Source organism: Bacillus sp. FSL L8-0199 (assembly GCF_038005705.1).
Lineage (GTDB): Bacteria > Bacillota > Bacilli > Bacillales > Bacillaceae_G > Bacillus_A > Bacillus_A cereus.
The window spans coordinates 23,434-49,322 of sequence record NZ_JBBOTS010000006.1 but is presented as its reverse complement, the minus strand read 5'-3'; the positions used below and the strand labels follow the sequence as shown (position 1 = coordinate 49,322).

Below are 25,889 nucleotides of genomic sequence, written 5' to 3'. Positions count from 1 at the left end.
ATGCAAAAGGAACAGTATAATTATAACATTTTATACTTTGATACGATTTTAAAATTCTTATATTTCGGAAATTTCGAGAAGACGCTTCTTTTTCGTGTTGTACTTGCACAAGTTTCATACTGTCGGCATATAGCTAATAGCGTAAAGCACGCTGATAGCTAATGATTGAAAATGTGGCCTAAAAAGGTCATTTTTTTATGGGAAAAGTGATATTACCGCTTATATCGATTAAATAAAAAAGAAGAGAGCTTTTTTTGTATAAAAAGGTGAATAACGTACAAACAGCAAGGAATACGTTTTAGTAATACCGATATTATCGGTCACATCGGGGAGGGTGAACAGAATGGAAAGATCAAAGTTTAGTAAACCTGTAGCATTTAATAAGAAGAATGAAAAGGATCGAATCATGTTACAACATGTGAAGCGTAAAAATTTTTCGGGTTATGTAAAGAAATTGATCTGGAACGATATACCCGATAAACATAAGAAAATGCCATGTGAAGAGGATAGAAAACAAGTACCATCAACAATTCAACAACACGAACAGAATGTAACAGAAAAGAAGAAATTAAGTGCCGCGGAACGTATTGAACAAATTAAGGCGCAAACAAAAAGACAGGAGCCTTCAAAAAGCTCACTGCCTGTATTTTTACCCAACAAAAATATTAACAAGTGATCCAATAATCGCGCCTACAGCGACAGCAATAGCAACATGCATATCGTTAGACCTCCTATTTTTCATTTATAGGTAGTATGTGTAGTTCTTAAAAAATTATACGAGAGGTGTTACAACATGACTAAGACAGAAACGATTTCTTTTCGCTCTTTTATGGACCAAAGTTATAAAAAGAAAGCACATAAAGAAACAAATAGTAAGAACGTACTTAAAAAGGTTTTTACCGCTACAGGGAGTTCATTAATATTGATACTTCCAAAGGCAACATTTGCCGCGGGAGTTAACGGGACATTTGGAAATGTTCATAGTGCAATCATGAACGGATTTGATGCGGGCGTAGTTTTAGTTATTATCTTTTCGGGTGCGGCTTGGGCGTTGGGCCACCGTACAAAGGCAATAGAAATTTTAATTGGTGCATGTTGTGGGTATGTTTTAGCTAGGCACAGCGTTGACATAAGAGACTTTTTAAAGGGAATTTAAAAGGAGGGGTCCTTGTGAAATTCATTTTAGAAGGTGGAAAAATGATTGCGGCTAATACAGCTGGGTATATTGGAGAAAAGGCAAAAGAAGGTTCTTTTCTAGATCAATTAAATAACTTTAGTGATGCTATTGTAGGGAAGGAAATGGAATGGATTTTCAAACCAGTTGGTGAATTTATGGTTGATATAGTAAGCGAATTAGGTCATTGGTTTATTCTAAATTTGCCCGATATTATGGGATATGGTGCATTGGTGACAGCTGGATTTATCATGATAGGTTCAATGACAAACAAAGGCGGAATGATGAAGCCGCTTGCCTATTTTGCAGGCGGACTTATCTTAGCAATATGTATATTAGGAGGGGCCTAAAAATGATACAGGGAGAAGGCTTTATTATATGCGATAAAGAAAATACAAACCTTCCTGTTTTGGCACAAAATGAATATTTGCCAGTATTATATGAACCTAAGAAAATAAAAAAATCCTGGTTTAAAAGAAAAGAGATATATTCTTTAAAACAATTTTTACAAGTAGAAAAAAACAAAATGGTTGTCTATCGGATTGTTCCTCATGCGGATGTATCTAATAATACAAAGCGTTTATGGCGGGCGATCTATAAGATGTATGAAATGTACGAAAGTATGGGAAGTCGTATAGAAAGAAAAGGGATTACATTTCATTATCGTGAAAAGGACTATTTCTGGTTTGATGTTATTTTCAAACAGGAAAAGGGCCAGAAGAAAATTGAATTTTATGTAGCAACTAGCGAATATCAAGCATTAAAGCTCAAAAGAAAACTAGAGAACAAAATGAGTGTGACAATTAAGGAAGCGGAAATATCAGATTTGCAAATTTCTAATGAAAACACAATCGTACAAGAAATGCGATATTTGAAACATGATATCTTTTCCTTAAATACAAATAGCAACGATACAAAAACGCCTATTGGTAATATTTTAAGTGTTATTGATGAACTAAGTTATGATGGAGACATTTGCCGATTGAGTATCTGTAATGAAGCGGAAAACCGTCAGAAATGGGTGAAAAACGCTTCCTGGGCCATTGAAAAGTTAAAGAAGGGGAAACCACCCCAACGGGTTAATATGAGTGGCAAACGACTTGTAACAGGGGCTAAAATTGGTGTTGCGGCTGTTATTAATGAAATAAATGATTTATTAACTGATACATTCCAGGCGTTCTCGAACGCTTTTTTTAAATCAGATAAAAAATTTAGCAAAGAGCACATCATTAAAAAGGCACATACAACCGCTGATGAAGTTGGAACAAATCGAGTGAGTTATGACAAAGGAAATCAGCCTGTTTTTAAAACGCGTATACGGGTGGCCTCACATTCCCATGATCGGTTAACCAGGGAGACAATGGGGGAAACCTTAGCACTTTCTATGATGGATTTATCAGAAACGAATGAACTACATGGCGTAAAAATAAGAATGAGAAAACGCCAAACAGAAATATTACAGGAATTAAATACTTTCGAACTATCAAGCAGGACAAAGTTTGATCCGAATGTAAATTTGATGAGTACCGATGAAATGAGCAAATTAGCTTTGCAAATGCCTATAAAAGAGTTGCAACGAAAATATGCTGATGCATTGAGTGTAAAAAAGAAAGTTGAAATTGAGATACCAGCGATTATGCGGGATGAGAAAGGAATATTTTTAGGACATTCGGAATTGAAAGATCAAAAAATACCAATCTATATGCCAATAGATAATCCAGATAATTTTTATAGAGGTTATGTCTTTATAGGAGGACAAGGAGCTGGTAAAGATACAGCAATTAAGAATTTTGTTATTGAGGGAAATACAAAACATAAGATTAGTTTTATAATACCAGATGCAATTGTAGAAGAAGGTGGGCGGGGTATGGCAGACGGGATTCGTGATGCATTACCACCAGAAAACATTATTGATCTGGATTTAAACGACAATGATTATATCCCACCTCTAGATTTAACAGAAGTAATTACAAAGCTAGGGCGGAACGGTGCTTCAAGATTTGCGGATGAAATGATTGATTTCATGCAAATTGAAGGATTAAGCCGAAGTGAAAAATATTTAACGGATGCGGCCAAAGCAAGTAAAGGGAGTTTATTTAATATTAAACGTATTATAGAAGATGAGGACTTTCGGGTGAATCGTATTCAAGAATTAGTGGATGAAGGGAATTTGCGTCTTGCGAATGAGCTGATACAGTGGGGAGATAATGAGCAATTAGGGAATAAGTGTGATCCCATCATAACCAGATTAAACCGCTTTTTTGGGAATGAAAGATTGTATGATATCTTTGCACAAGACCCATTAAAAGAACTTGATTTTGCTAAATGGATGCAAGAAGGAAAAGTTATTATTTTAAGGGTTCCAAATGCTAGGGGATTAGGGGAACATGCAGTAAAAACCCTGGTTCACTGGATTACACTAAAAACCTTCATGACCAGGTTACTAATGACTAAAATAGAGCAAGAAAATGGGGCGTTTATCATTTTTAATGAACCCGAGCAATATGAAAGTGAAGGATTAACTAAATTGATGGGTAGAGTGGGTACAGAGGGCAGAAAAGAGAGACTAGGAAGCATCTATGCATTTCACCATTGGAACAAATTGAAACCGTCATTACAAGAGAATTTACAAGGTGGCGGCATACAGCAATTCCTATTTATGAACGATCATACAAAGACATTTGAATTATCTAAGTATCGATTTGAGGATACAATTTCACTAGAACAAGCATATAAAATACCAGCACATCACGCGATTATCAGTGTAAGAGCTGGGGGAGAAATGCAACCATCGTTCATTTGTAAAATGGCGCCACCGGTTAAACCAAAATATGATAATAGCTTTCTAACAAAAAGGCATTCTCGCATGTATGGGCGATCCTGGATCGATTTACAAAAACAGTACGGATAAAGTAAAGGCACAAGAGCAATGGTTCTTGTGCCTATTTACATTTTCCAAAAATCATGTGGTTGTGCGTAGGGGTCTATTTTTCTAATAACTTTCAAGAGTTTTTTCATTACAAGGGGTGTTGGAATATATGTTTTGTCACGACAAGCCTTTGTCATTGTTGGTAACGAAATACCAGCAGTGCGTGCGATTTTTTGTTGTTCTATTCCATGACGATCCAGCCATTTTTTTAATATGGTTTTATTATCTTTGAAAAACACTTTTCATCTCTCCTAAACTTGTATAATTTGGTTACAAGTTTGGACAGATTTTTTAGAATCTATTCTATAGAGTTTAATATTTTTTTAAATATGGGGAGAAAGTAGAATTTTTATGAAACAATCCAACGAACGATTCTGTTAATTTTTAACTAGTAATCTGGTATACATATAATGCAAAGATTTGACTTACGCATCATACAACAAATCTTTGCAAGGCGGCTTCCAAAAACATTTTGACATTTACATGCAAGAAAATATAAAAAAAGATTTTAATTGCAAACAGCAAATTAGAATTTAGTTTTGAAGAAAAATAATTTATGTAGTGGAACAAAAATAAAGACGCATGATGTAGTTTTCCATCATATGTCTTTATTTTTTGAAAAGAGCCTAGACCAGAATCCTTGTTTTTGCTCTTGGGTGGACGCTATAAGTTTTTGTGATTCACGCATTTCATCAAAATCCCGTTTCAATTGTTCATATTGCAACAATAGATTTTTATTTAACTCGTTAGCAGACTGTAATTCTTGTAGAATTTGTTGATTCGTTTTCTCTTGCTCTTGAAGTTGTCTCATGAAAGTTTCTAATGTTTGAGCGACTTGTGAGCTAGTTATAGTTAGTTCATTTTCTTGATGAGCGGGGGGCGCCCAATCGCTCGTTTTTTCTTTAAACTCTTCTACAACAGCAGTTGCGGCCTCTTCTTTTTTTACTTTTTGTTTTTTGGTCAAATGCCTATACTTTTCTAACGCTAGTATATCATGAGCGGTAAATGCGCGACTGTCATTTGCGCCTTTTGCGAATTTATACCCGCTCACTTCTAGTTCATTCGCCCAGCGCTTTAAAGTGCTATCAGATATTTGTAGTTTTTCAGATACTTCATGTGTCCAGTAAGCGCGTTCTTGTGATGTTGTATCATTCATATGTTTATCCTCCCTCGCTCAAAGGTCGTTCAATTCCAATTTTGAAGTGTAATCTTTGTTTAATCAAGTCTTTGTAAGTATTTTCTTTAATAATCTTCATGATTTTCAAATTCATGGAAAGATATTCCTAATAAAAAAGAGTTGCTCTTATGAAAGAACAACTCTTTTTTATTAATTCAAAACTTCTTTAAATGTTGAATGTATTAAAGAAGAGTCAAAAATTTGTTGATGGGTGTATTTATTTTCTGATAATACTTTCGAAAAGTTTGAGGTTTCCATGATAAATAAATACATAGTTGCATCAATTGACATTGGTAATATACTATGATCTATGATTTCTTGTGCACTAATAATATACGATTTTACAGATTTTTGTCGTGTATTTATTTTTGCTGTTAATCGATGGTTTCCATCAATTAGAAGGTATTCATTCATGCCGAATGGAAACTGTGTGCATATAATCGGTTTTTGGTTATTTACAGAACCCTTCCAGTTGTCAGTAGGGGTCCAATCTAAGGGAAATGACTTATTTTGTATACTATCCAATGAGATTTTTTTGATTCTTGGGTTTGTTTTTTTTATGAAAAGGCGGGCACCTGTAATTACAAAATTCAAATAGAATGTAAATGAAGGAAGAATTATTTTTTTTTGAAAAATGTCAAACCCTTCAAAAGAGAGGTTGTGTTTATTTTTATTTTCGATTTGGATATTTGTGTCTTGATCCGCTTTTTTTAATATTTCTAACCAACTATTAAGCCATTCATCTTGATGCTGAAAATTCAGTGAATTATTTTTTTTAAACATAATTTCTAATTCTTCAAAGTCAACTCTATAAAGTTTGTTTGTAACAAGATTATAAGCCATGAACTTCTCTCCCTTTTCTTTGATACTTTTATTATAAATTAAAAGAAAAAGAGTTGCTCTTATAAAAGAACAACTCTTTCTTTGCATTATGCATATGGATCATCTTCTAAATCATTTAGTTTATTCCATGATGTATTTTCTTCTTTATCATTGGATTCCCCAGGATTCGTTATTTTTTGACTTGTTTCGATATGAGTTTGATTCGAAACAGGTGTATGAACAGTTTTTGAACCTTCATCATGTTCGATTGGTAAAGGTTGTATTTCGTTATCCAGTGCAAATGTATATTTACGTGGTAAAATTTCCGCTACATCTACATTACCAATTTGTTTATGAAGTTGTTGTGCCGCATACAAAAAGAACATTGTAAGATCACTTTGTTTGTTAATAAAATCGATCATGTCTGGTGAAATGTCTTTCTTAATATAGACATTTGCTCTATCACCAGCTTTGTATATTTTACGAGCCATTATTTTTCACCGACAGGAGCAAGCGCTTTTTCTTTTAATTCTTCAAATCTTGGAGAGCATGTGTACACAAGTAATCCGCGTGCATTTACGAAAAGGGGGTCTTTTAAGAAAATAACATTTGTTAAACGTCCTTTTTGCTCTAAAATTTGCTGTAGGCTTTCATTTACGATTGCGGCACCGCCACCATAAATGAATACATATGGATCATCTTTCATATCATCAATTTTATTAATAATATCAGTTGCAATTCGATTGGCTAAACCTAATAATGCGCCGCGTGACGCTTCTTTTAAGCGAATATGACGTGGATGTTCAGAATCAAGATAAATTGCATTAAATTCAGCAATACTGTCTATTGTCTTTTGTTTATTGTTTAAGTTCCAAACCTTGATAATATCAAGTAAAGTTTCTTTCACTCCATATGGTAAACCACGACTCATTTTATGTTTAAAGCTAACACCATGAGAAACAACTTCTTCTGTCGTACCAGCACCAATATCGAAAGATAATATTGTTTTGTCAATAAAGTCTATTTCTGTAGTTTTGTCTTCTGTAGTTTCTACTTTTCTTTTAATGGTTTTACCTTTTTCATCATAAACGATTCCCCATGAACCCGCCGCGCCTTCTGGTAAACACTTGCAAAATTCAATTTGGATATTAACTACTACTTCACGTCCGCTTGGATGGTGGAATTTCACCGTATGATGATTCATATAACGTTCTACAAATTCCTGTGCTGTTTGAGGTGTGATTGTTGCGACAGGTAATGCAACAGAAAGATCATAAGTAACATCAATTTTATTTTTATTTGGCTGTTTTTTCATAGCGGTAATTGCTAAACCAGCTAATGTAACAAGTAGCACAAGATCATCTTTCGATTTATCCGATTTCTTTTCCATTTCAATACCTTTAATGTTTTCATCAATCACTTTTTGACCAATAATATAACGCAGATTGTTTGCTTTTAAGGTAGGTGATGAAATTGTAACATCAATGTTGTTTTCTAATTCTTCAACAGAAATATCCTCATCACTCAAAATGTTTGTTGCTTCTCCAATGTGATGTGAATAAATACTTGGTATGAATAAAGGATCAAGACCTAATACATTTAACTTTAAACCACTGTTTCCCGCGTCTGCACCAGCTTTAAGAATTGCCATATATAAAAACCTCCTAAAGATTATTTTTTTATTGATTAACTTAATTCCATTATATGCTAAACCCTTTCGAAAAGTCAATACAATTACACACAAATAAATACATTTTAATACAAGTCAATACAAAATTATCGGTAAAAATCTATAAAAATCATTAAAATATAAGTATTTTTCATGTTGATTCGTATTTACTTGTATTCATTTGTATTGACTTTTATTGATTTTCACATAATTTTATTGTTTTTAGTGCATTGAATAGCATAAAATGCCCTGGTTTTGATTAGACCAGGGCTGTTTGTGTTTTTCGTGTTATTCAATACTGAATGCTTTTTTAATCATCTTCTCCTAGTAATGTTTGCTCGCAATCACCACATTTAATATGAACATGTGGTTTTGTTGATCGTACGATAGTACCACATCCAGGACAAGTCCATTTCCAAGTTGTTTTCTTTGCTACAGCTGGTAAATCTGGTGTTTCAAAATCAGAATACGTATTAGGAGTAATTCCCGTACTAAAATTATCTAAGTCATTACTTGCTACTGGTTGTAAGTAACGAGGGAGTCGTCTAGCAATTGAGAAAACTGATTGGTCAATATCCATTTGATTGATAATATCCTTTGTTTTTTGGGAGAGCCTGGCAAAGGACCAACCGTACTTCGGATCAGGTTTATCATTCTCATATTCAAACCCACTTTTTATAGCTCGGTTTTTGAAATGTTTATTATGATAGGTTTCATTTCGGGAACAATCTTGGATGTTGTGAACAAGATTATAAAGATGAACCATCTCGTGCATAAGGGTGTCCATAGTTTCAAAGAAATCTTGATCGATATATTCAGCACTTATATTGATTTCATATCGTTTAGTCTCACCTTTTTTATCACTCCATATTGGATGAACAGAACACCACCCCATACTAAGCTTGTTATGTCTAGAAGTTTGAATGGTAATTGCGGGTGTAGGGAGCTTACTCTCAAAAAAACGCTCATTAAATAAATCAAATGCTTTATGTAACTCTTGGGTTACAGCGTTAATAGTAGTCATCATACCCTCCAATTGAATAATATTATTCAAAAATTTCTAAGTACATTATAACAAAATTGAATAATATTATTCAATTTTGTTATGGTATAAATGCTCCATTTTTATTTTAGGGTGCTATTGTGTATGAAAAATCAAGAATACAGACGTTCTTTAATACAGAAAAACGTCTGTATTTTTGACTTTGGAAAAATAAATATTGTGACCAATATCCCGAATATTGTAAAAAAATCTTGTTTTCGATGGCACCAAGACTTTTTTTACTTACATGAAACCCTTTCTATTGCTGTTTATTCCAAAATTGAACGTATCTATGCAGGGCCTCAACGCTTTTTAATCCCAAAAATGCTTTAATTTCAATGGGTTTCATGCCATTTTGTAGACCGTTTAATATAAAACGGTTCCGTAGCATAGTAGGCGTTATATGGATTTCAGCGCGTTTTGCTTCTTTCTGTAACATTCGTTGTACAGCGATTCGAGTTAGAGCGGCGGGTTGATCGTTTGCATAATCCCAGCGGAATGTTTGTGGGCCGAAGTCAAAAGCCACAAAGAAGGGATCACCCGTTTGTTGGCGCGGTCTAACTAGATTAGGAATCTTGCTGTAATAAGATAAGGCAAGTTTTATATGCTCTTTTGAAAGGGGAATAGATCGTTTGTGGGCGTGTAGCCCTCCTGGGGTAATTGTATTAGACCCAAAGTGTATATCGTGCATAGAAAGCGTGAGAATGTCCTGGATAGATAGCCCGTAATCTAACATGAAATGAATTAATAAAAGGTTACGTTCCAGAATAAATTTTCTTCCTGATGCCTGGTAGTCGGTTAACCCGTTATAACTACGCATGACGCGGAATAGCTTTTTAATTTCTTTGTCTGATGCAAAGTGTTTAGAAGTCAGTCCAGGTGGGGAGACATCACTTTTTAAATCTTGGGCTGCGCCATGAAATTGTAAAAAGTTGATCAGAATACCTCGTACACGTTTGATAGTAGAAATCGACGCTCCACGTTCCTTTTTAAACGCCGTTAAGTAACTTTCCAATATGTTTGTATCAAAAGAACTAAAAAACGATTCTGGAGGCAATTTGACGTGTTTCTGAATCCAGGATGTGAAAAGTGATAGATCGTAGCGATATTGTTTAACGGTGGAGGATTTTCGGCCATGTTTTAACAGATCAGATAGGAAAATATCAACAGAAAGGTCCCAAGTCATTTTTATTTACCCCTTTACCCTAAAAATTGTGTACCGCAATTATATACGAGAACCATACAAACAAGCAATAGGGGATTCTAGGTCGTGGCGTTTTTTGTTTGCTTGTGGGATTCCAGGGCCAGGACATTGCGGGGCTAAGCGGAGACATATGGGCCTGGCTAGACAGGTCCTGACGTTGTGGTATAAGGGGATATATAGATGTATTGGAATGAGTGGAAGGCGAATGATGAGCCGATGTTGAGGGAGGACGATATACGAGGAATGGGAATGGCCGCCGCCCCGCCTACGTAGTTTTATGAAAATCTGCCTGGCAACGGAATCTGATTCATAGCTGAATCAAGATACCCTTACCAGGAGAGCTTCAAGGTAAATCTAGGTTTTTAAATATTTCGCGGAACCTAGTTCTATCAATGAGTTTAAGATAAGAATAAGTTCAGAATAACCTTAGTATGTTGTCGCAACTAATTCTGTAAATTTATCTCATATTATTCTGAATTAATTCTGAGATTGTTCTGTTTACTGAAATGCTCATAATGAACAGAAATAATCGTTTATTTTTAGATTGCTGTACCATATATTCATGGTAAAAATCACGAATATTAGTACGTATACTGTCTACAGATATTCGGTGTTCCGTAGATTTGCATATTAAATGATAAGAAGAGTTTTATTTTGGTATTTAGTTTGATCTGGGGATATATGTTTAAAAATCTAGAAAAAGATAGTGCCCAATAGGGGATACTTTTTATAATAAATCTTGTTTTAAAAAAAATTAAAATGATTAAATACATTAGGATTTATTTTTGCTCAATTAGCCTTACTCTCACAAGGGATTAGAAAATTCTTCTTATTTAATTACTGATTTAAGAGCAGATTCAATTTGTGTTTAAATTCATAGTGGATTTGTTGTGAAAAACACCTTTAATTTATAAAAGTATAATAGACTGATAATATGTTCAATCTATTAAAATAAAAAATGGCATGACAAAAAGCCTTGTTAGGGATGAATTTTTTGAACAAGGCTATTAAACAATTATTTTTTTGTGGAAAATGAGATTTAGGCGTTTGGATCAAGCATCTTTTTGAATAAGTCCAATGGGATTGTATTCTTAATTGATTTTCTCAATCCTATATTTCGTATGTTTTCTTTTGCTTTTTCCTCTCTACGCTCTCTATTTGCGGTTAACTGTTTTGTATAGATTGTCATGAAATGTGCAGGTGTACTCTCTTGTGATTTGTTTATCTCAAAATACTGTACACAATCTTCAAAAGTCTTTCTGGCCTCCCAATCTATATCTGGCGGCATACGAACCGCAATTGTATACGCATCTTTTTCAGTAATATTTGTATTTTTACTTAAAATGTACAGATAAAGTTTCTGTTGCTCTTCACTCATCCATTCATCCATTTCTTGAAATCGTAATGCTAAATTGCCAACTGGATCAGCAGCATTCTCTGGCTCTTTTTCTTCTAATTCTCCATTTGCAGGAGCAATAGAATCCAATATATCTACGCCCTGGCATGTAGGCACAGTTGGTTTTTCAGTTTGATCTGTAGGTTTTTCCTGTTTTTTACTTAGTTTTTTAGATAGAAACTTTGTAAATGTAGAAAAAATATCAATGGAAAACGCCCATTTTTGCTTAAAATATTCAATGATTTTTAAATAATTGGTATTGAGGCTTAATATGTAAATAGATGGTGCAATCTTACCATGACGTCTTGTTTTGATTTGATGGCATACTTCAAGGTCCTCTAACCAATTCAGAATAAAGTTGATGATTGGCACAGAAATACCCGATTTTTCACTGATTTGATTCTGTCTCATTTGAGAGTAGCCTTCTTGTACAAGGTAAGATAACACAACTTCCAATGCCTTATAGCGGCGTGGTGTTTGTATGAAGAAATCTTTAGTGGTTTTACCTTCTGTATCTAAAAGAATTAGATCAATAGCTTTAATTACTTTTTGTACTGTTTTATTGATAGCTCCTGTAGGAACATGAACCAGGTGTGGACTTAATTCTCGTTTTGCTTTGCTTAGTAAAAAGTTATTTAGTAGCATAAAAAAACCTCCTATTTTTCCACCACAAATAAACAGGAAAAACAGAGGTTTTATATTCACAATAGATATACGTTATGGTATAATTTTAGTATCAAGTTTGATACTAAAGAAAAACACATATAACTATAGTGTGAATTAAAGCCCCTATCTCTTGGAGTTTTTAATTGGATTCTAGTTTGGCGACCGGGAACCAATTAAAAACGATGCGGTGGGGTTTTATTTTTTTTATTTATATCCAGCATATTTTCTGGAAAATTAATGATATGAGTAAGTTATTTTTATTTTACAATTCTATTTGAATAATATCAACACTATAAGTTCATATTCGCTTATAAAATATGAATTAAAGTGTCATAACATGTCTACGACTAAAATTTTCAGAATATTATGAAAATAGTTGAGAAAAACAGAGGTTCTTCTAATATGGTATAATTTTCTTACTTACATGCACGTTTCTGAATATTCTTAAAACAATTAGAGGTGAAAATATATGAAGAAGTTGACTAAGGAAATCGACAATTATTTATCATCCAAAAATAAGACATATACTGATTTAGCAAAAGAAATTGGCGTAGCCAAATCTACAGTTTCAAACTGGATTAATAAAGATAAAGAGTTATCTATATATACTTTTTCTAAAATTGCACATGTGCTTTTTACGAATGATAAAGACAAGCAGGAACAGAAAATAATAGATTATTTAAAGACTTTAGATGATAGGTTAAATATTAATGTAAAAGTTGCGTTTGCATTGGCTCATTTAAACGATCATTTAATACTAATGAAAAAGATTTATGAGATGTGTGAAGAAAATAATGATCTGGAAATGAAACGATTAGCAAATGTTTTTAACTTATATATTGAGCGTTTAAATGGGAAAAATGTTAGAGAAGTGTATTTAGACATTGAAAAAGCGCGAGTTACAAACAATAAGAAGAATTATGATATAGAAATTTTTTGTGACATACTTAGTATGTTGATTTTATGTGATTTGGGCGACTTTGGATTAATGGAAGGTTATAAAGTTAGGATTGAAGATAATTTTAATTTAGTGACTAATGTTTATTTGAAACAATTATATGCATTTTGGGTAAATGAACTTTGGAGCTATACAATATTAAGGAAAGATAAAGGTTTAGATTTTGAAAGAGAAAATGGACAATTAAGAATAGCTAAAGATTTGAATTTTTTCCCTGTTATGGAGGCTTTGTTGAATATTAGAAGCGGGGAAAATGTTATGTTTTCTGATTACAAAAAGGCTTTATATTTCTTTCAAGAAGCATTATCCGTATTAAATGGTGCCAAAAGTAGTCTAAAATACAATATTGCATTAAACGATATTAATTTCATTAGAATAGTTTGGTGGAAGGATTTGGACAAAATTGATTTTGAGAAACTTCATCTTGCAGAATTTGCATTATACTTGATTAAATTAGGGAAATTCCAACAGGCTATAAATATATTGGAACAAATAAAGTTGAAAAATGGTGAATTAACACCACTTCAAACATGTTATATGGGTATGGCTAAAAAAGATGTACAGTTGATAAAAATGTCTATTGATATGTTCAAAGCGAATAATGATTTTTTATATGTAAAATTTGCAGAAGGAATATATAATGAATATACAGAAAGTATAATATAGGATTAATGGGAGGAGAGGACCAAGTGAAAAAGTTATATGTGTTGATGGTAGTTACTTTGCTGTTATTACCCATATTGAATAGTTCACCAAGTAAAGTGGATGCGCAACAATATTACGCTAAAGTTGAAAACACAGAAAATCAAAAATTATTGTATAGAATGATGGTTGATCCAGGTGGTGGGGGCTAATTCTAAATTTAAAATTAAAATTCATATTTTTTCAAAAGACATCGTTTATGCGGTGTCTTTTGTGATTTTATAAACAGTTTTACAAGTTCCTGGATAGGATTTTATAGAATTATTGTGTGTTTTTTCACAATGTAATACTAAAAACGGAGGGGTAATTATGGGGACAAAAGGATTAGGTGTGAATGAGTTAATTGAAATTGTAAAAGAAATAGACTTACAAACTTTTAGTGAAATTATAGAATTATGTGCAAGCTATGAAAATGAGGAATAAGAGAGTCTCGTTATTGAGGCTCTCTTATTCTTTTTGTTCAACTTCCATTTTTAATTTAGTCGCATATTTTAATAATTCTCTCTCGATTTGGGGCTTATATTCATCTGGTACGCTCATATATTTTTCATGGAGAAGTCGTGCCAAACGCTCAACAGGGTCTTCACCTTTTACCGTTTTTAATATTTCTGCATCGGGTATTTCACTTTGTAATAGTGATGCAGTGTTTACCCCTAGATAGCTTGCGATTTCTTCTAATTTATTGAAGCGGGGCTTTTTTTCACCAGTTATCCAACTAGAAACGGTTCTGTAAGTGGTTCCTAAATCTTTTGCCATTTGTTTTCGATCAACACCTTTTATGGCTATTAATTTCTTTATATTTTTCCCCAAAACATTTTCTGTAATTTCCATTTTATATCACTCCATTATTAGATGTTAAAAAAATAAAGAAAAATATCACTTAAAGTGATAAAAATATGAACTTTAAGTGTTGACTTTCGGCTTAAAGCCGAATACAATGTAATTAAGGGAAGGGAGGGTGAAAAAATGCTAGCGTCAGAACAAAAAACCATTGTACGGGAATATCGGGAATCCAAAGGCTTAAGTATTAAGGAAGTTTCTAAAGGCGCTAAAATTCCAATCGGCACATTATATGATGTTGAAATTGGGAGAAGGAGTCTCAAAGATAATAAGGCTAAAAAAATAGCAGATTTCCTTGAAGTTCCGATAGAAAAACTTTTTAGGCCAACGTATTATCGTGCACTACCCATCACAGATTGAATAAACCTCATGTTATTGGTTACATCTATTTTGTTCATATTCCTACTAAATGTTATTGTAAATGAAATTCGGCTAAAAGACGAAGTAATTATATCTAAAGTCTAATGTTCCATATTTAGAAAGGTTAAATTCTAAATATTCCGACCTTTGAAAACTGAATAATCTAAAGGAGCTGTAAAAAATGGTTTTGAAACGATCGTATCAAACAATACTACTCTTTATGAGTGTGCTTTTATTTGTAATGAGCTTCTTGATTCCGCTGAATCAAGCCAGTGCGGAGGTAATCAATCGAGAAAGGTATCAGATGGATTGGGCCTATAGTCCGCAATATGGGAAAGATGTTCGTACAGAGCTTCTAAAGAACGCGAGTGGTCAAATTGCGTATTGCCTGGTATACGGTTTAAAATCCCCAAATGGAGAGGATTTACCCGAAGCGGGAAAAACCGATGATGTATCCTATCGTGTCTTAATGAATGGATACCCACAGAAAACACCAGAAAATTTAGGGGTTTCCAATTGGAAAGAAGCCCATTACGCAACCCAATTAGCTCTTTGGAATGCACTTGGACAGATTTCCGTTGATGAATTACAGTTCAAGAATGCAGCTGTTGAAAAAGCGGCAAAGAACATTATTCATGCGGCAAATCAAAGCCAGGATACACAAGATGTCTGGATGAATGTTATCCCAACGGATAAACAAGAAGCACAATTAAACGGTGAATATTTTGAAACAACAACATATAACGTGCAAACAAATGCAAAAAAAGGTACATTTCAAGTACAAATGAACAATGCACCACAAGGCACACGCATTGTTACAGAACAAGGTGAAGTGAAAGAAACATTCCAACTAGGAGAAAAGTTCCGTATTCAAGTACCAAAATCCTCTAAGAGTAGTGAACTATCTCTAAAAGTCGTTTCAAATCTAACGAATGTTCATGCAATCGTATATAAAGGAACAAGTACGATTCAAGATGCAACTGTATTATTAGAGCGCAGCACAGAACAAGTAAGCACAGACTTACAAGTATTCTGGAAAGCAAATGGCGCTTTAAAAGTGATGAAAGTGGATGAAAACCAAAAGCCACTACCAGGCGCAGTATTTGAAATCGCAAACAGCAATCAACAAGTTATGGGAACGATTACAGCTGACAAAAACGGTATTGCTGAAATGGGCAACTTAGAACTTGGCACATACACTGTAAAAGAAGTGAAAGCACCTGTTGGATATGTGTTAGATACTACACCAAAGCCTTTTGAAGTGAAAACAGGTGAAATGGCTGTTGTAGAAATGAAGAATGTACAAATCAAAGGCAATATTGAAATTAAAAAGGTAAGTGATACAGGCAAGATTCTACCAGGCGTTGAATTTACCGTATTTATGCCAGAAGGAAAGGCAGTCACAAAAGTAACTACAAATAAAGAAGGGATTGCGAAAGTAAATTCTCTTCCGTTTGGAAAGTATTACTTCCAGGAAACGAAAGGATTAGAAGGGTACTTAGTAAATCAAACAAAGTATCCATTTGAAGTAAAAGAGCATAATCAAACACTTGCATTCGAAGTGAAAAATGATCAAGTAAAAGGAAATGTACAGCTCTTAAAAGTAGATGAAGATGGGAAAACAAAATTAGAAGGTGCTGTTTTTATCTTAGCCGATGAAAAAGGCAAGAAAATCAGTGAGCATAAGACAGACAAAAACGGGTTAATCAAAATTGATAATATCCCATTTGGAAAGTACCAATTCATTGAAAAAACATCACCAGCGGGCTATGTACTGGTAAAAGATCCGATTTCGTTTAGCATTACTGAAAACGGAAAAACAATTGAGCTAGTTGCAAAGAATACAAAGATTAAAGGCTCAATTGAAATTACAAAAGTAGACGTAGCCGATGGAAACAATAAGCTGCCAGGTGCAGAGTTTACAATCTATAACGAGCAAGGCCAGGAAGTCGTGAAAGGAAAAACAAACGAAGAAGGCATTGCGAAGTTCGATAAACTTCCAGCAGGAAAGTACACATACAAAGAAACACTTGCACCACAAGGTTATGTGTCACATGAAGAAACATTCTCTTTTGAAATTAAAACGGATGGTGAAATTATTAAACACACCGTAAAAAACAAAAAGATTGAAGGTAGCTTAGAACTTACAAAAGTAGACGTAGCCGATGGAAACAACAAGTTACCAGGTGCAGAGTTTACAATCTATAACGAGCAAGGCCAGGAAGTCGTGAAAGGAAAAACAAACGAAGAAGGCATTGCAAAGTTTGAGAAATTACCAGTTGGTAAATACACGTATAAAGAGACATTCGCACCAGAAGGATATTTAATTAATGAAGAAATATTCTCTTTTGAAATTAAAACAGATGGTGAGATCATCAAACATGTTGTAGCAGATCAGAAAAAAGAAGTTCCACCAACACCAGAAACGCCACAACCAGAGCAACCGGAACAACCGCAGCCAGAACAACCAAAACCACAACCAGAGAAGCCACAAACACCACAGGTCATTGAAAAACCTGTACCAACACCAGAGAAACCACAACACATTGTAAAACAACCACAACCGATGAAAGAACAACCTAAGAAAGTCGAAAGTCATTTACCAACAACAGGCGGCAAAGCTGAAAATCCATATTGGAAATGGATTGGTGTTACATTTGTCGTTCTTGGTAGCATCCTAGCTGTTTACGTAGTTAGAAAACGTAAGAATCAAGAAGTGTAAAACACTCTCAACTGATAAGGGAGGGCGGGATCAAATGTGCATTTTTGATGTACATTATCAAATCAATGATAGGAAATATACGAAATCATATTTACTTGCATTGGTGGAAGATGGGCTTCAGTTGCGAAAAAATATCCAACATGTTCTGTTTCAAGAGCACCAACAAGAAATTAAGATTCTTTCTACAGATTTAGAGGAATTAGATTTAGTAGCTTGATAAAAAACTGATATGAATGGAAAGGTGAGATTGCTATGTGTGGAACATTTATTGGAAGAAGTGCACAAATCCCAGCATTTAGAAAACCAAAATGGTATGACATGAGTAAGGCAAATTCCATTGTCATAGAGAACGAAGGAAACAAAATGAATTCTCGATTTGTATTTGGAGAAGAAAATAGAAATATCCTGGTACGAGGTGGAACAGGAAAAGGAAAAACAGGTTTGATGAAGCAACTTCTTAACCTTGTCATGGCAGATAACCAACAAGCGACTGTCTTAGATGGGGATGGAGAGTATAAAGAATACGAAAAAATGGGTGCTCACATTATCACCTTTACATCAAAAGATTCTTTTCTAAGCAAAACCGAAATGGAAACATGCAAACAATCGGATGTCGTTATCATAGATGAAGGATTAAGGTTGTATTCCAATAATCCAGACGGATTCATTGATCTTTTAGAAGAACTAGAAGAACTGAATGTAAGAGTTTTTGTAAGTTTTCAAGCGATACCAGAAGAGTTATTGCACAGATTTGATGTGTATTTAGAATTAGACCCACTCATCGCTTAAAACTATACAATATTTCTATTTAACGATATAGAATGATAAAACAATACAGGAGGTTTTCTTATGAAACCAATTAAGCATATGCGAAGCAAACGTGGGTTTTATATCGGTCGAGTTCCACACACAACACATACACCTTCAACAAATAATAATCGTACAAAAGAATGGGCGGGAAGAATGGGAAAGAGCATGATTTTCTCTTCTCTCTTAGTCACGTTAGATCCGTATCATAAAGCTCATAAATTTTATAAATAAAAAATCTTAAAGGAGTGAAGAGTGCTCTTTCTAAGAGCATTCTTCATCAAAATAACCTGAAAAAGAGAAGGGGAATAGGATGATGCAAAATGAAAAGACTGTTGCAGATAAGGTATTAGAACAATTAGAAATAAGAATTGATTTAATCGCTACAAAATTTATGAACGGGAAAAGTGATAGATTAGAGAGCCAAAAAGAATTAGAAGGTATCGAAGGAATCTGTAGAGATATTCTAAATGTACTTTATCCGATTGCTGAAGAAAAAACAAAATTTGTATATGAGCTATTTATGAAAACAGCAGACTTAATGAAAAATACTATGAAATACTATGAGTTTAATGAACATGGTCATTGTGCATTGATTGTCGTGAAAGAAAAAGAAGGAAGAGATGCGTTAGAAAAAGCCTTTGAAATCTACCATGAATTTGTAAACAGGGACAGTGTGAAAGAAGAAGGAGTACTAACAGTATTATCATATCCAGAGGCATTCAATGTATATAGAAAAGCAATGTCAGAAGTAAGGCCAACGGAAGCCATTGATGAGTATATAAAAGAATTTAATGCGTATGAAGATACAGTCATTCTTGTTGATGGGGCTGTAGTGTAACAAGCCTTATTGTATAAGGAGGTGAATACGTGTTTTCAACAGTTCATTTATTTACAATCGTATTTTGTATAGGGATATGTCAATTGATAATTTCTATGCAGGGGTCAAATAGACTTTTCAGTGTATTTATTAAAGGGACAATATTAGGAACTGTACTAGGATTATTTTTGATATTTGGTTATGAGGGGTTTAAAGATATATTGGCAGAGATAGTCAGTGATAGAAGATGAAAGCCCTAAGAAATTTGAAGATACTTTTAAAAGGGAGGAAAGGGAATGTATAGCAATCGTCATGAATGTTGGGAAACGTTCTGGAAAGAACAAGTAACGGTAGATGGTGAATTAGATATCGAACAAGTAAAGCAAGAACTCTTCAACTATAAAACACTCTTAGATCAAATTAATCAACCTCAAAACGAGATCATGCAACCTCAAATTTTGATTCAACTAGCCGCAGAAGAACGAACACAAAAGCATCGTGAAAAACGATTCGCCCTTGCATAAGGCCATTTCAAGGATAGAAAGGAAGTGAAGAAGTGGCGCACAGCAAGCTCGACAAAGAAATTGAAAACTTCATAGAAAAGAACTGGAAAATGCTTTTAGGTATAGGAGCTGTTGCATTTGTCTGGTTTTCTAAAGAAAAAATCCTCACAGAATTGATGAAGCTGGTGCCAACTGTAGTCGGTGTGTTTCGTGGGATTGCTTTATTGATCCTGTTGGGAATTGTCATACGGATTGTCTTACATGGCATCTATTTATATCTAGAAAAGAAGCGGTATCGATACGTATTATTCATTCCGCATATAGATGATGAGGTCACACCAGATAAACTAGGGCAAATGATTCGGCATGTACATGGTTCGGGTCGAAAGCCTTTAGAACGTTTGTTAAAAGGTCGCGATTGGTATCGCATGACGATGTATCGTCCAGAGGGAGAAAATGAGCGTGTTCGCTTTTATGTAGGTGGTCCAGAAGATAAAATCAAACAGGTTGTGCAAGCCATACAAAGCGCCTATACCCACAGTGAAATTTATACCGTCCCAAAGAAAGAAATGCCATTTCCAACAAGGAAAGCGGTAGGAGGACGGATGGTATTAAAGAGAAAGCGGCTAGATGCCACGTTATCACTCGCACGCTATACACGTGATGTATTACCGATGTTAGGAAGTGCAATGGAAGAAAAGACATGGGTTGATGTTGCTTTTACACCAGATAACGGGTATCAGCTGACAAAAGGGATTCGAAAAGCAGAAAAGGCCATTCGAAAGAAGAAAAAGCATGGGCTAGATGCCTTTGAAAAAGAAGAAATTCGCGCATTAAATAAGCGATTTGCCAAAAATGAAGTGGCATTTCAAGTATCTGTTTCATTCGCAAGTGACTATTATCCTGGTGTACCTGTTATTAAGAATTTAGGGCATATGGTAGCAAGTATTATGGCCGATGTGAATGAGCTGAGATACAGAAGGCTTAGACGCAGTATGCCAGCTGTACCACATCCCGTATACGGAAAAATGATATGGACGGGATCAGAGCTATTAAACTTGTTCCATCTTCCCAACGTAACAGGGGATAAAAACAGCAAGACAGAGCGAAACATCTTGTATCTAGATAAAGGTGAAAACATGATACCGAATGATTTATTGGCCGAAGGCATTTCAATTGGCCATGTGATGCATCCCTATATCAAAGATCGTTTCGTAAAAATTCGAGAAGAGTTTTTCAAAAATCATGGCTATATTACGGGGAAAGTGGGATCTGGTAAAAGTACCATTGCCATGAGATTGATGCAAAGTGTCATTGATAAATGGTTAGAAAATCCGAATGAAGCGGGTGGATTATCTCTATTTGATCCCACAGAAGACTTGGCTTATGTAGCACTGAACCGATTATTAAAAGCGGAAAAGGATGGGCAGGAAGTGGATTGGAGTAAGGTTCATTTTATCCGTTTTCGAAATACAGATCATCCACCAGCTTTGAATTTGTTTCATCGTTTTCCAGGAGAAGACATTCAAACAGTAGTTGAAGCCATTATGGAAATGATTCAGTTAATGATTCAAGGGCAAGCGAAACAAACAGAAAGATTACTAAGAGCGATTATTGGGACATTACTTTGTGATAAGAGTCAAACACATACGATTTTAAGCATCCCATTATTCATTAGTGATGAACTGTTTCGAGCAAACGTAATGGCCAATTTACAAGGTCCAGAACAAAAATATTACTCACACTTTTGGAAATATGAAGTGGGAAGCGCATTAGAAGACAGCACACAGGCGATTTTAAACCGATTAGATATCTTTCGTAATACGCAGTATTTAAAGCGTATGTATGGGCAAACGGGCTTTTCCTTAGAAATTCGGAAGTGGATGGATGAAGGGCACCTTATCTTTTATGATTTAGCGGGCATGGGAAAAGAAGATACCTTACTAACAGTCGGTTATATTTGTAATCAATATCACCGTATCGCCCAACAGCGACCACATGGTTCAAAACTACACTTAGGTGTGATTGATGAAGCTCATGATGTGCCAGCACCCGTTCTACCAAAAGTTATTGCGAAGGATCGGAAGCATGGATTTGGATTATGGGTGATTACCCAGCAAGTTTCGGGACAGCTAGACAGAGAGTTAACAGACATGTTAACAGAGGCGGGCGGAAATTACTTTGTATGTAGGCAAGGTCATAATTCCGCGAAAACGTTAGAAGGTATTATGCAAAAGCAATTCCGTACAGAGTATTTGCAAAACCTTCCTAACTTAGTTGTAGCCATACAAACACAAGATTATATCAGAGGTGAGGCAAAAAATGTGTGGTGTACCATACGTGTTCCACCATTAGACCGCTATCTACCAAATGGGAAAGCGGCGAATTATAAAAATGAAAAAGAAATTCATGCATCAAATGAATGGACCAGAGCAAAGATTCAGTCGTTAGAGCAACAAAATGGGAAAGCAGGATCAGAAATCGACAAGGAAATCGATGAATTTTTATATGGAAAAGGCAAGTATTTACAAGCTGAAAAAGTGGATTTAACGAAAGAAGAACCTGTTGTGACATCGGGGCTAGATGAATTAGAAGAAAAATTATCTTCTCATGAAGAAGTGAAAGAACATGTTTCAGAAACAGAGTCAGTCGAACCCACACATCAAGCGCAAATTATCCCATTCCGAAAACAAGCTAACACAGCGGTAAAAGTGAAAGAAGAAAAACAAGAAGTAAAACAGCAAGAAACAAAAGAAATAGAGCTTCCAGAAGACACACCAATCATCGAATCACCAGAGGTTAAAGGCGAAATAGAGGAAGATAAGAAAGGAGAAACAAGCATTTTCGATATGTGGGAAAAGGAGTAGAGACTATGTGCAGTATGTTGTTATTGGAAGAAGACCAAAACTTACTCATGGATATACACAATCACATCTATGTTGATATGGAGTATATAACAGAAAAAGTATATCCGAACCATAAGAAAAAATCAGTATACTACCGTTTGAATCGCTTAGTACAAGAAAAATACTTGAAAAATGAATTACTTCCCATACCTGTTTCACGAAGCCAGGTTCGTAAATCTGGCCGACCGCAAAATGTATATACACTTGCGGCAAAGGGGGTAGAAATGGTTCGTGGATTAAGAGGAAGTGTGCATTGGAAAAATAGTTGGTCCCAACGTTCGGCATCCTTTGTGTATCACAGTTTAATGTTAGCAAAGATTGAATGTGCCATGACATTAATATCGAAACGAGAAGAAAGATTGGAACTAAAGGAATGGATCAATGAACCGCGGGCAACGTTTCAATACGCAAAAGGGAAAAGTCGCGTTATCCGACCAGATGGGGTTGCGGTAATTGGTTTAAAAGAAGCGGTTGATAAAAATATTGGTGTATATATGGAAATGGAGCGTTCTTACGGATCGAAAGAAGTATTGGAAAAAAAGATTATCCGTTATAACGACTTTATGACGCAAGAAGGGAAAGAGACAGACTATCGGACGCATATGGGCATGGGATATGGAGTGTTGGAATGGCGTCTTGTATTTATTGCGGGTAGTGAAAGTAGAGAAAAAGAATTGATTCGCTATTTAAAAGGGGTAAGTAGTCCAGCAATTCCAGTGTTTATCACACTGTTTGAAAATATCTTACAAGATCCATTCGGAAATATTTATCGGAATATTCGGAATCCTGAAATGAAAGTGAGGCTGTAAAAATGTGTTTCGATTTATTTTATCGATAAGCGCCAGTATTTTTCTGTTAGTTGTCTTTTCAGATTGGTTATTTGAAAGAGTACCAGGATCAAGAGAAGCCTGGGAAGCAGTAAAAAGTAAAGTGGTGGAAATTTACTATACGCAAGGATGGGAAGGTGTAGTGCTTTTCTTCCTGGTCGTAGTGGGGATATGGAAGATGGTCGATCATAAAGGAGGATAGAAGATGCCTTTTATTGGTTTTTTATCTACACTGGGGAATCCCATCCTAGAAGGTATTGTTATCAGTATTTTCATGATTACAGCTATTGTACTTTTAATGCAGCAGAAAAATTGGAGAATGCTCATTTTATGTTTTCTAGTATGGATGGTTCTTCTCAGTATAGTAGTTTTTCCGAAAGAAGTAGCGGAGTTAGCGTCTAAGCTGGGTGGCCCTATATCTTTGGGAAGATAAAAAGTTAAAAAGATGAGGAGAGATGGATGATGTTTGCACATAAAAGCACCTATGAAAGAGGAAATGTGGGAGAAGTCGAAGCTCAATTTCTAGTGGAAATCTATGAAGGAATGGGTTGTGAGGAAGTACATGGAATTTGCTTATCTCAAACTGATGTATATATGCAGAAGTTTTATCTGATGGAAAATGGAAAAATTCTCGAAATAGAAATTGGATTAAATACAGATGAATTGGAATGGAGGTGTGATGGAGTAGAGCTTACAAAAGAAAAAGCAATGGTAGAAATTGAGCGTGAAATCAGCTGTTATGACATGTTCGAGCAAGCAAGGATAGACAAAGGATGGATGTTTAAAGAAAAAGCACACAAGTTTCTTGCAATTTTAAGAGAAAGGGAGAGTGCGTGATGGACGGATTGGAAGGTTTGGAGTTTGTAAGGGCGTTTCGGGCTACAGATGGAGCGTCCTTTGAAGTAGGGAGGGACACAGGTAAACGGTATGTGGTTCATGCTAGATTCCCATATATCACAGGCAGTCAAACGAAACTTAACAATTTTATCAATTATGCACGAAATGAAATAAAAGATGAATCAACCGCGGTTGGTATGGCTTCATTCGCTTGTGATTGTTATGAACGATCTTTACGCCAATACCGAAATTGAAAGGGGGATGAATATGTTTCAAAAGGTGAAACAGTGGTTTGCAAAAACATTTGAAAGTAAACAAGGGAAGGCAAGGAAAGCCACAATGCTTCCTTCCTATAAAGGCCGCTTAATTGGAAAATGGGCCTTTTGGCTCCTGTTTAGTTGGATGCTGATTGTATCCATCACAACCGTAGTAAAAGGAAAGGGAGATACACAAGCAAAGGCCAGCACCACTCCAAAGGAAGTCACACAAAAACAGAACCTTGCTACACGTCCAGAAGCGATTGAATTTGCGCGCGGATTCGCAAAGGAATACTTTACGTGGCAAAGAGGGGATGAAGGCAAGAAGAAGCGTTCAGAGCGCTTACAACTCTATATACCGAAAACACTTGATCCACAAGTTGGTTTGGATTTTGCAAGTATACAATGGGATTCCCAATTTTTATATGCAACTGTATTAAAAGTAGATGAGGTCACAGAGAAAGAAGCAAACGTAATTTTTAAAGTGAGATATAAGTTAAGCCGCATGAAAGCAGATAATAGCGGGCCAGAGGATAAGGAGGTGATCCAGCAAGTGTCGGTTCCTGTTCAATCAGATGGAAAGGCTTTTGTTATTAGTGGATTCCCTCAAATTGTGAAGGTAAATGAAAAAGCCGAAGTACCAGAAGGGAAAGAAGAGAAAGACCGAGAGGAAGTCCATGAACTCACTGTAAAAGAAGGCATTCGAGAATTTTTGCCAACCTTTTTCAAATCCTATACAACCGCAACACAAAAAGAACTCGCGTATGTTTTGGCCAATACGGATATTAAAGGGTTAGAAGGAGCTATGAAATTTGAAAATGTACTTTCCTCTAAGATTTATCCAGGAAAAACAAAAGGCACATATGAGGTACAAACAGAGGTATCTATGATTGATCCACATTCTGAAACAAAAATGAAAACAGGTTATACGTTGTTTGTTAAACAAGATGGAAAGCAATGGATTGTAATAGATTTACAAACAAAATAGGAGAGGGGCATGTATATGTTCAATATAAATCATTTCATATTAGGAATTGGATTAGAAGGGGTCGTTGAAATGCTGAAAACACAAGGGACATACGCATTATATGGAGCGTTTATCGTTGTAGGTCTTATTATAGCGGCAAAACGTGCATGGGGAAAATTTATAACTCTAGTTGTAGGTGGCGGAATTGTTGTATTCTTCGTTAACAAGCCAGATGCATTAAAAACAATTGGGACCTGGATAGGTGGATTACTTAACATCTAAACAAAGGACGGGAAGGAAGGAA

Annotated in this window: 30 protein-coding genes; 21 read left to right on the top strand and 9 right to left on the bottom strand. The window is 35.1% G+C overall.

Annotation, left to right across the window (positions count from 1 at the left end):
• Positions 1 to 343 precede the first annotated feature (343 nt).
• The 4 genes from NST86_RS34570 to NST86_RS34555 all read left to right on the top strand — a co-directional run bounded on the left by NST86_RS34570 (position 344) and on the right by NST86_RS34555 (position 4,085).
• The gene (locus NST86_RS34570; protein ID WP_340935782.1) at positions 344 to 676 is read left to right on the top strand and encodes a hypothetical protein; all 333 of its coding nucleotides are present in this window, start codon (positions 344 to 346) and stop codon (positions 674 to 676) included.
• Positions 677 to 793: 117 nt separating this feature from the next.
• On the top strand, positions 794 to 1,156 hold the full coding sequence (locus tag NST86_RS34565; RefSeq protein WP_000167717.1) for a hypothetical protein: 363 nt from the start codon (positions 794 to 796) through the stop codon (positions 1,154 to 1,156).
• A gap of 14 nt (positions 1,157 to 1,170) precedes the next feature.
• A complete protein-coding gene (locus tag NST86_RS34560) occupies positions 1,171 to 1,524 on the top strand; it encodes a hypothetical protein (protein ID WP_000668764.1) in 354 nt (117 codons plus the stop codon).
• A gap of 2 nt (positions 1,525 to 1,526) precedes the next feature.
• Complete coding sequence (locus NST86_RS34555; protein WP_340935780.1) at positions 1,527 to 4,085, top strand: ATP-binding protein; 2,559 nt, start codon at positions 1,527 to 1,529, stop codon at positions 4,083 to 4,085.
• Positions 4,086 to 4,120: 35 nt separating this feature from the next.
• Here the strand turns inward: NST86_RS34555 and NST86_RS34550 are convergent, their stop codons facing one another.
• From NST86_RS34550 to NST86_RS34515, 8 genes are all read right to left on the bottom strand, one after another.
• Positions 4,121 to 4,342 carry a helix-turn-helix domain-containing protein gene (locus tag NST86_RS34550; protein WP_000465160.1) on the bottom strand — a complete coding sequence of 74 codons (222 nt, stop codon included), beginning with the start codon at positions 4,340 to 4,342 and terminating at the stop codon, positions 4,121 to 4,123.
• A gap of 359 nt (positions 4,343 to 4,701) precedes the next feature.
• Entirely contained in the window at positions 4,702 to 5,259 is a 558-nt protein-coding gene (locus NST86_RS34545) for a MerR family transcriptional regulator (protein ID WP_340935777.1), read from the bottom strand.
• A gap of 171 nt (positions 5,260 to 5,430) precedes the next feature.
• The gene (locus NST86_RS34540; RefSeq protein WP_340935775.1) at positions 5,431 to 6,123 is read right to left on the bottom strand and encodes a hypothetical protein; all 693 of its coding nucleotides are present in this window, start codon (positions 6,121 to 6,123) and stop codon (positions 5,431 to 5,433) included.
• A gap of 86 nt (positions 6,124 to 6,209) precedes the next feature.
• On the bottom strand, positions 6,210 to 6,593 hold the full coding sequence (locus tag NST86_RS34535) for a hypothetical protein (RefSeq protein ID WP_340935773.1): 384 nt from the start codon (positions 6,591 to 6,593) through the stop codon (positions 6,210 to 6,212).
• Positions 6,593 to 7,753 (bottom strand): ParM/StbA family protein, encoded by a 1,161-nt coding sequence (locus NST86_RS34530; RefSeq protein WP_340935772.1) that lies wholly within the window; start codon positions 7,751 to 7,753, stop codon positions 6,593 to 6,595. The genes NST86_RS34535 and NST86_RS34530 overlap by 1 nt, the downstream gene beginning before the upstream one ends.
• 328 nt (positions 7,754 to 8,081) lie before the next feature.
• Positions 8,082 to 8,795, bottom strand: coding sequence for a SprT-like domain-containing protein (locus tag NST86_RS34525; RefSeq protein ID WP_340935771.1), 714 nt, complete (start codon positions 8,793 to 8,795; stop codon positions 8,082 to 8,084).
• 277 nt (positions 8,796 to 9,072) lie between these two features.
• Positions 9,073 to 9,999 (bottom strand): tyrosine-type recombinase/integrase, encoded by a 927-nt coding sequence (locus tag NST86_RS34520; RefSeq protein ID WP_340935769.1) that lies wholly within the window; start codon positions 9,997 to 9,999, stop codon positions 9,073 to 9,075.
• Between the two features lie 1,057 nt (positions 10,000 to 11,056).
• Positions 11,057 to 12,058 (bottom strand): Replicase RepFR55, encoded by a 1,002-nt coding sequence (locus NST86_RS34515; protein WP_340935767.1) that lies wholly within the window; start codon positions 12,056 to 12,058, stop codon positions 11,057 to 11,059.
• Between the two features lie 490 nt (positions 12,059 to 12,548).
• Here NST86_RS34515 and NST86_RS34510 point away from each other — a divergent pair, with 490 nt between their 5' ends.
• Both NST86_RS34510 and NST86_RS34505 read left to right on the top strand, forming a co-directional pair.
• On the top strand, positions 12,549 to 13,703 hold the full coding sequence (locus NST86_RS34510; RefSeq protein WP_340935765.1) for an AimR family lysis-lysogeny pheromone receptor: 1,155 nt from the start codon (positions 12,549 to 12,551) through the stop codon (positions 13,701 to 13,703).
• 23 nt (positions 13,704 to 13,726) lie between these two features.
• Positions 13,727 to 13,891, top strand: a complete 165-nt coding sequence (locus NST86_RS34505; protein ID WP_340935762.1) for a hypothetical protein — start codon at positions 13,727 to 13,729, stop codon at positions 13,889 to 13,891.
• A 295-nt stretch (positions 13,892 to 14,186) separates the two neighbouring features.
• On the opposite strand, the gene NST86_RS34500 is transcribed toward NST86_RS34505, so the two are convergent.
• A complete protein-coding gene (locus NST86_RS34500; RefSeq protein WP_000406479.1) occupies positions 14,187 to 14,570 on the bottom strand; it encodes a helix-turn-helix domain-containing protein in 384 nt (127 codons plus the stop codon).
• Positions 14,571 to 14,705: 135 nt separating this feature from the next.
• On the opposite strand from NST86_RS34500, the gene NST86_RS34495 reads away from it, so the two are divergent.
• The 15 genes from NST86_RS34495 to NST86_RS34425 all read left to right on the top strand — a co-directional run bounded on the left by NST86_RS34495 (position 14,706) and on the right by NST86_RS34425 (position 25,867).
• A complete protein-coding gene (locus tag NST86_RS34495) occupies positions 14,706 to 14,939 on the top strand; it encodes a helix-turn-helix domain-containing protein (protein WP_033691801.1) in 234 nt (77 codons plus the stop codon).
• A gap of 181 nt (positions 14,940 to 15,120) precedes the next feature.
• On the top strand, positions 15,121 to 17,661 hold the full coding sequence (locus tag NST86_RS34490) for a SpaA isopeptide-forming pilin-related protein (RefSeq protein ID WP_340935759.1): 2,541 nt from the start codon (positions 15,121 to 15,123) through the stop codon (positions 17,659 to 17,661).
• Between the two features lie 34 nt (positions 17,662 to 17,695).
• Positions 17,696 to 17,878, top strand: coding sequence for a hypothetical protein (locus NST86_RS34485; RefSeq protein WP_340935758.1), 183 nt, complete (start codon positions 17,696 to 17,698; stop codon positions 17,876 to 17,878).
• A gap of 35 nt (positions 17,879 to 17,913) precedes the next feature.
• Positions 17,914 to 18,450 (top strand): type IV secretion system DNA-binding domain-containing protein, encoded by a 537-nt coding sequence (locus tag NST86_RS34480; protein ID WP_063263912.1) that lies wholly within the window; start codon positions 17,914 to 17,916, stop codon positions 18,448 to 18,450.
• 60 nt (positions 18,451 to 18,510) lie between these two features.
• Positions 18,511 to 18,702 carry a hypothetical protein gene (locus NST86_RS34475; RefSeq protein ID WP_016099497.1) on the top strand — a complete coding sequence of 64 codons (192 nt, stop codon included), beginning with the start codon at positions 18,511 to 18,513 and terminating at the stop codon, positions 18,700 to 18,702.
• Between the two features lie 82 nt (positions 18,703 to 18,784).
• Positions 18,785 to 19,309, top strand: coding sequence for a hypothetical protein (locus NST86_RS34470; protein WP_235606699.1), 525 nt, complete (start codon positions 18,785 to 18,787; stop codon positions 19,307 to 19,309).
• Between the two features lie 275 nt (positions 19,310 to 19,584).
• Entirely contained in the window at positions 19,585 to 19,812 is a 228-nt protein-coding gene (locus NST86_RS34465) for a hypothetical protein (protein ID WP_340935756.1), read from the top strand.
• A 32-nt stretch (positions 19,813 to 19,844) separates the two neighbouring features.
• Positions 19,845 to 22,658 carry an ATP-binding protein gene (locus NST86_RS34460; RefSeq protein WP_340935754.1) on the top strand — a complete coding sequence of 938 codons (2,814 nt, stop codon included), beginning with the start codon at positions 19,845 to 19,847 and terminating at the stop codon, positions 22,656 to 22,658.
• 5 nt (positions 22,659 to 22,663) lie between these two features.
• The gene (locus NST86_RS34455) at positions 22,664 to 23,506 is read left to right on the top strand and encodes a replication-relaxation family protein (protein WP_340935752.1); all 843 of its coding nucleotides are present in this window, start codon (positions 22,664 to 22,666) and stop codon (positions 23,504 to 23,506) included.
• Between the two features lie 4 nt (positions 23,507 to 23,510).
• Positions 23,511 to 23,726, top strand: coding sequence for a hypothetical protein (locus tag NST86_RS34450; protein ID WP_063263917.1), 216 nt, complete (start codon positions 23,511 to 23,513; stop codon positions 23,724 to 23,726).
• Between the two features lie 3 nt (positions 23,727 to 23,729).
• Positions 23,730 to 23,957 carry a hypothetical protein gene (locus tag NST86_RS34445; protein WP_063263918.1) on the top strand — a complete coding sequence of 76 codons (228 nt, stop codon included), beginning with the start codon at positions 23,730 to 23,732 and terminating at the stop codon, positions 23,955 to 23,957.
• Between the two features lie 29 nt (positions 23,958 to 23,986).
• Positions 23,987 to 24,361: a hypothetical protein gene (locus NST86_RS34440; RefSeq protein ID WP_215559111.1), complete on the top strand. Its 375-nt coding sequence runs from the start codon at positions 23,987 to 23,989 to the stop codon at positions 24,359 to 24,361.
• Entirely contained in the window at positions 24,361 to 24,615 is a 255-nt protein-coding gene (locus NST86_RS34435; protein ID WP_340935748.1) for a hypothetical protein, read from the top strand. The genes NST86_RS34440 and NST86_RS34435 overlap by 1 nt, the downstream gene beginning before the upstream one ends.
• Positions 24,616 to 24,628: 13 nt before the next feature.
• The gene (locus NST86_RS34430; RefSeq protein ID WP_063263921.1) at positions 24,629 to 25,606 is read left to right on the top strand and encodes a conjugal transfer protein; all 978 of its coding nucleotides are present in this window, start codon (positions 24,629 to 24,631) and stop codon (positions 25,604 to 25,606) included.
• Between the two features lie 9 nt (positions 25,607 to 25,615).
• Positions 25,616 to 25,867: a TcpD family membrane protein gene (locus NST86_RS34425; protein WP_063263922.1), complete on the top strand. Its 252-nt coding sequence runs from the start codon at positions 25,616 to 25,618 to the stop codon at positions 25,865 to 25,867.
• Positions 25,868 to 25,889 lie beyond the last annotated feature (22 nt).

Excerpts from the sequence above, each read along its gene's own strand:
- NST86_RS34570 (WP_340935782.1), top strand. The coding sequence starts at position 344 with ATGGAAAGATCAAAGTTTAGTAAACCTGTAGCATTTAATAAGAAGAAT.
- NST86_RS34565 (WP_000167717.1), top strand. The coding sequence starts at position 794 with ATGACTAAGACAGAAACGATTTCTTTTCGCTCTTTTATGGACCAAAGT.
- NST86_RS34555 (WP_340935780.1), top strand. The coding sequence starts at position 1,527 with ATGATACAGGGAGAAGGCTTTATTATATGCGATAAAGAAAATACAAAC.
- NST86_RS34545 (WP_340935777.1), bottom strand. The coding sequence starts at position 5,259 with ATGAATGATACAACATCACAAGAACGCGCTTACTGGACACATGAAGTA.
- NST86_RS34540 (WP_340935775.1), bottom strand. The coding sequence starts at position 6,123 with ATGGCTTATAATCTTGTTACAAACAAACTTTATAGAGTTGACTTTGAA.
- NST86_RS34535 (WP_340935773.1), bottom strand. The coding sequence starts at position 6,593 with ATGGCTCGTAAAATATACAAAGCTGGTGATAGAGCAAATGTCTATATT.
- NST86_RS34530 (WP_340935772.1), bottom strand. The coding sequence starts at position 7,753 with ATGGCAATTCTTAAAGCTGGTGCAGACGCGGGAAACAGTGGTTTAAAG.
- NST86_RS34525 (WP_340935771.1), bottom strand. The coding sequence starts at position 8,795 with ATGACTACTATTAACGCTGTAACCCAAGAGTTACATAAAGCATTTGAT.
- NST86_RS34520 (WP_340935769.1), bottom strand. The coding sequence starts at position 9,999 with ATGACTTGGGACCTTTCTGTTGATATTTTCCTATCTGATCTGTTAAAA.
- NST86_RS34515 (WP_340935767.1), bottom strand. The coding sequence starts at position 12,058 with ATGCTACTAAATAACTTTTTACTAAGCAAAGCAAAACGAGAATTAAGT.
- NST86_RS34510 (WP_340935765.1), top strand. The coding sequence starts at position 12,549 with ATGAAGAAGTTGACTAAGGAAATCGACAATTATTTATCATCCAAAAAT.
- NST86_RS34500 (WP_000406479.1), bottom strand. The coding sequence starts at position 14,570 with ATGGAAATTACAGAAAATGTTTTGGGGAAAAATATAAAGAAATTAATA.
- NST86_RS34495 (WP_033691801.1), top strand. The coding sequence starts at position 14,706 with ATGCTAGCGTCAGAACAAAAAACCATTGTACGGGAATATCGGGAATCC.
- NST86_RS34490 (WP_340935759.1), top strand. The coding sequence starts at position 15,121 with ATGGTTTTGAAACGATCGTATCAAACAATACTACTCTTTATGAGTGTG.
- NST86_RS34485 (WP_340935758.1), top strand. The coding sequence starts at position 17,696 with ATGTGCATTTTTGATGTACATTATCAAATCAATGATAGGAAATATACG.
- NST86_RS34480 (WP_063263912.1), top strand. The coding sequence starts at position 17,914 with ATGTGTGGAACATTTATTGGAAGAAGTGCACAAATCCCAGCATTTAGA.
- NST86_RS34475 (WP_016099497.1), top strand. The coding sequence starts at position 18,511 with ATGAAACCAATTAAGCATATGCGAAGCAAACGTGGGTTTTATATCGGT.
- NST86_RS34470 (WP_235606699.1), top strand. The coding sequence starts at position 18,785 with ATGCAAAATGAAAAGACTGTTGCAGATAAGGTATTAGAACAATTAGAA.
- NST86_RS34465 (WP_340935756.1), top strand. The coding sequence starts at position 19,585 with ATGTATAGCAATCGTCATGAATGTTGGGAAACGTTCTGGAAAGAACAA.
- NST86_RS34455 (WP_340935752.1), top strand. The coding sequence starts at position 22,664 with ATGTGCAGTATGTTGTTATTGGAAGAAGACCAAAACTTACTCATGGAT.
- NST86_RS34445 (WP_063263918.1), top strand. The coding sequence starts at position 23,730 with ATGCCTTTTATTGGTTTTTTATCTACACTGGGGAATCCCATCCTAGAA.
- NST86_RS34440 (WP_215559111.1), top strand. The coding sequence starts at position 23,987 with ATGTTTGCACATAAAAGCACCTATGAAAGAGGAAATGTGGGAGAAGTC.
- NST86_RS34435 (WP_340935748.1), top strand. The coding sequence starts at position 24,361 with ATGGACGGATTGGAAGGTTTGGAGTTTGTAAGGGCGTTTCGGGCTACA.
- NST86_RS34430 (WP_063263921.1), top strand. The coding sequence starts at position 24,629 with ATGTTTCAAAAGGTGAAACAGTGGTTTGCAAAAACATTTGAAAGTAAA.
- NST86_RS34425 (WP_063263922.1), top strand. The coding sequence starts at position 25,616 with ATGTATATGTTCAATATAAATCATTTCATATTAGGAATTGGATTAGAA.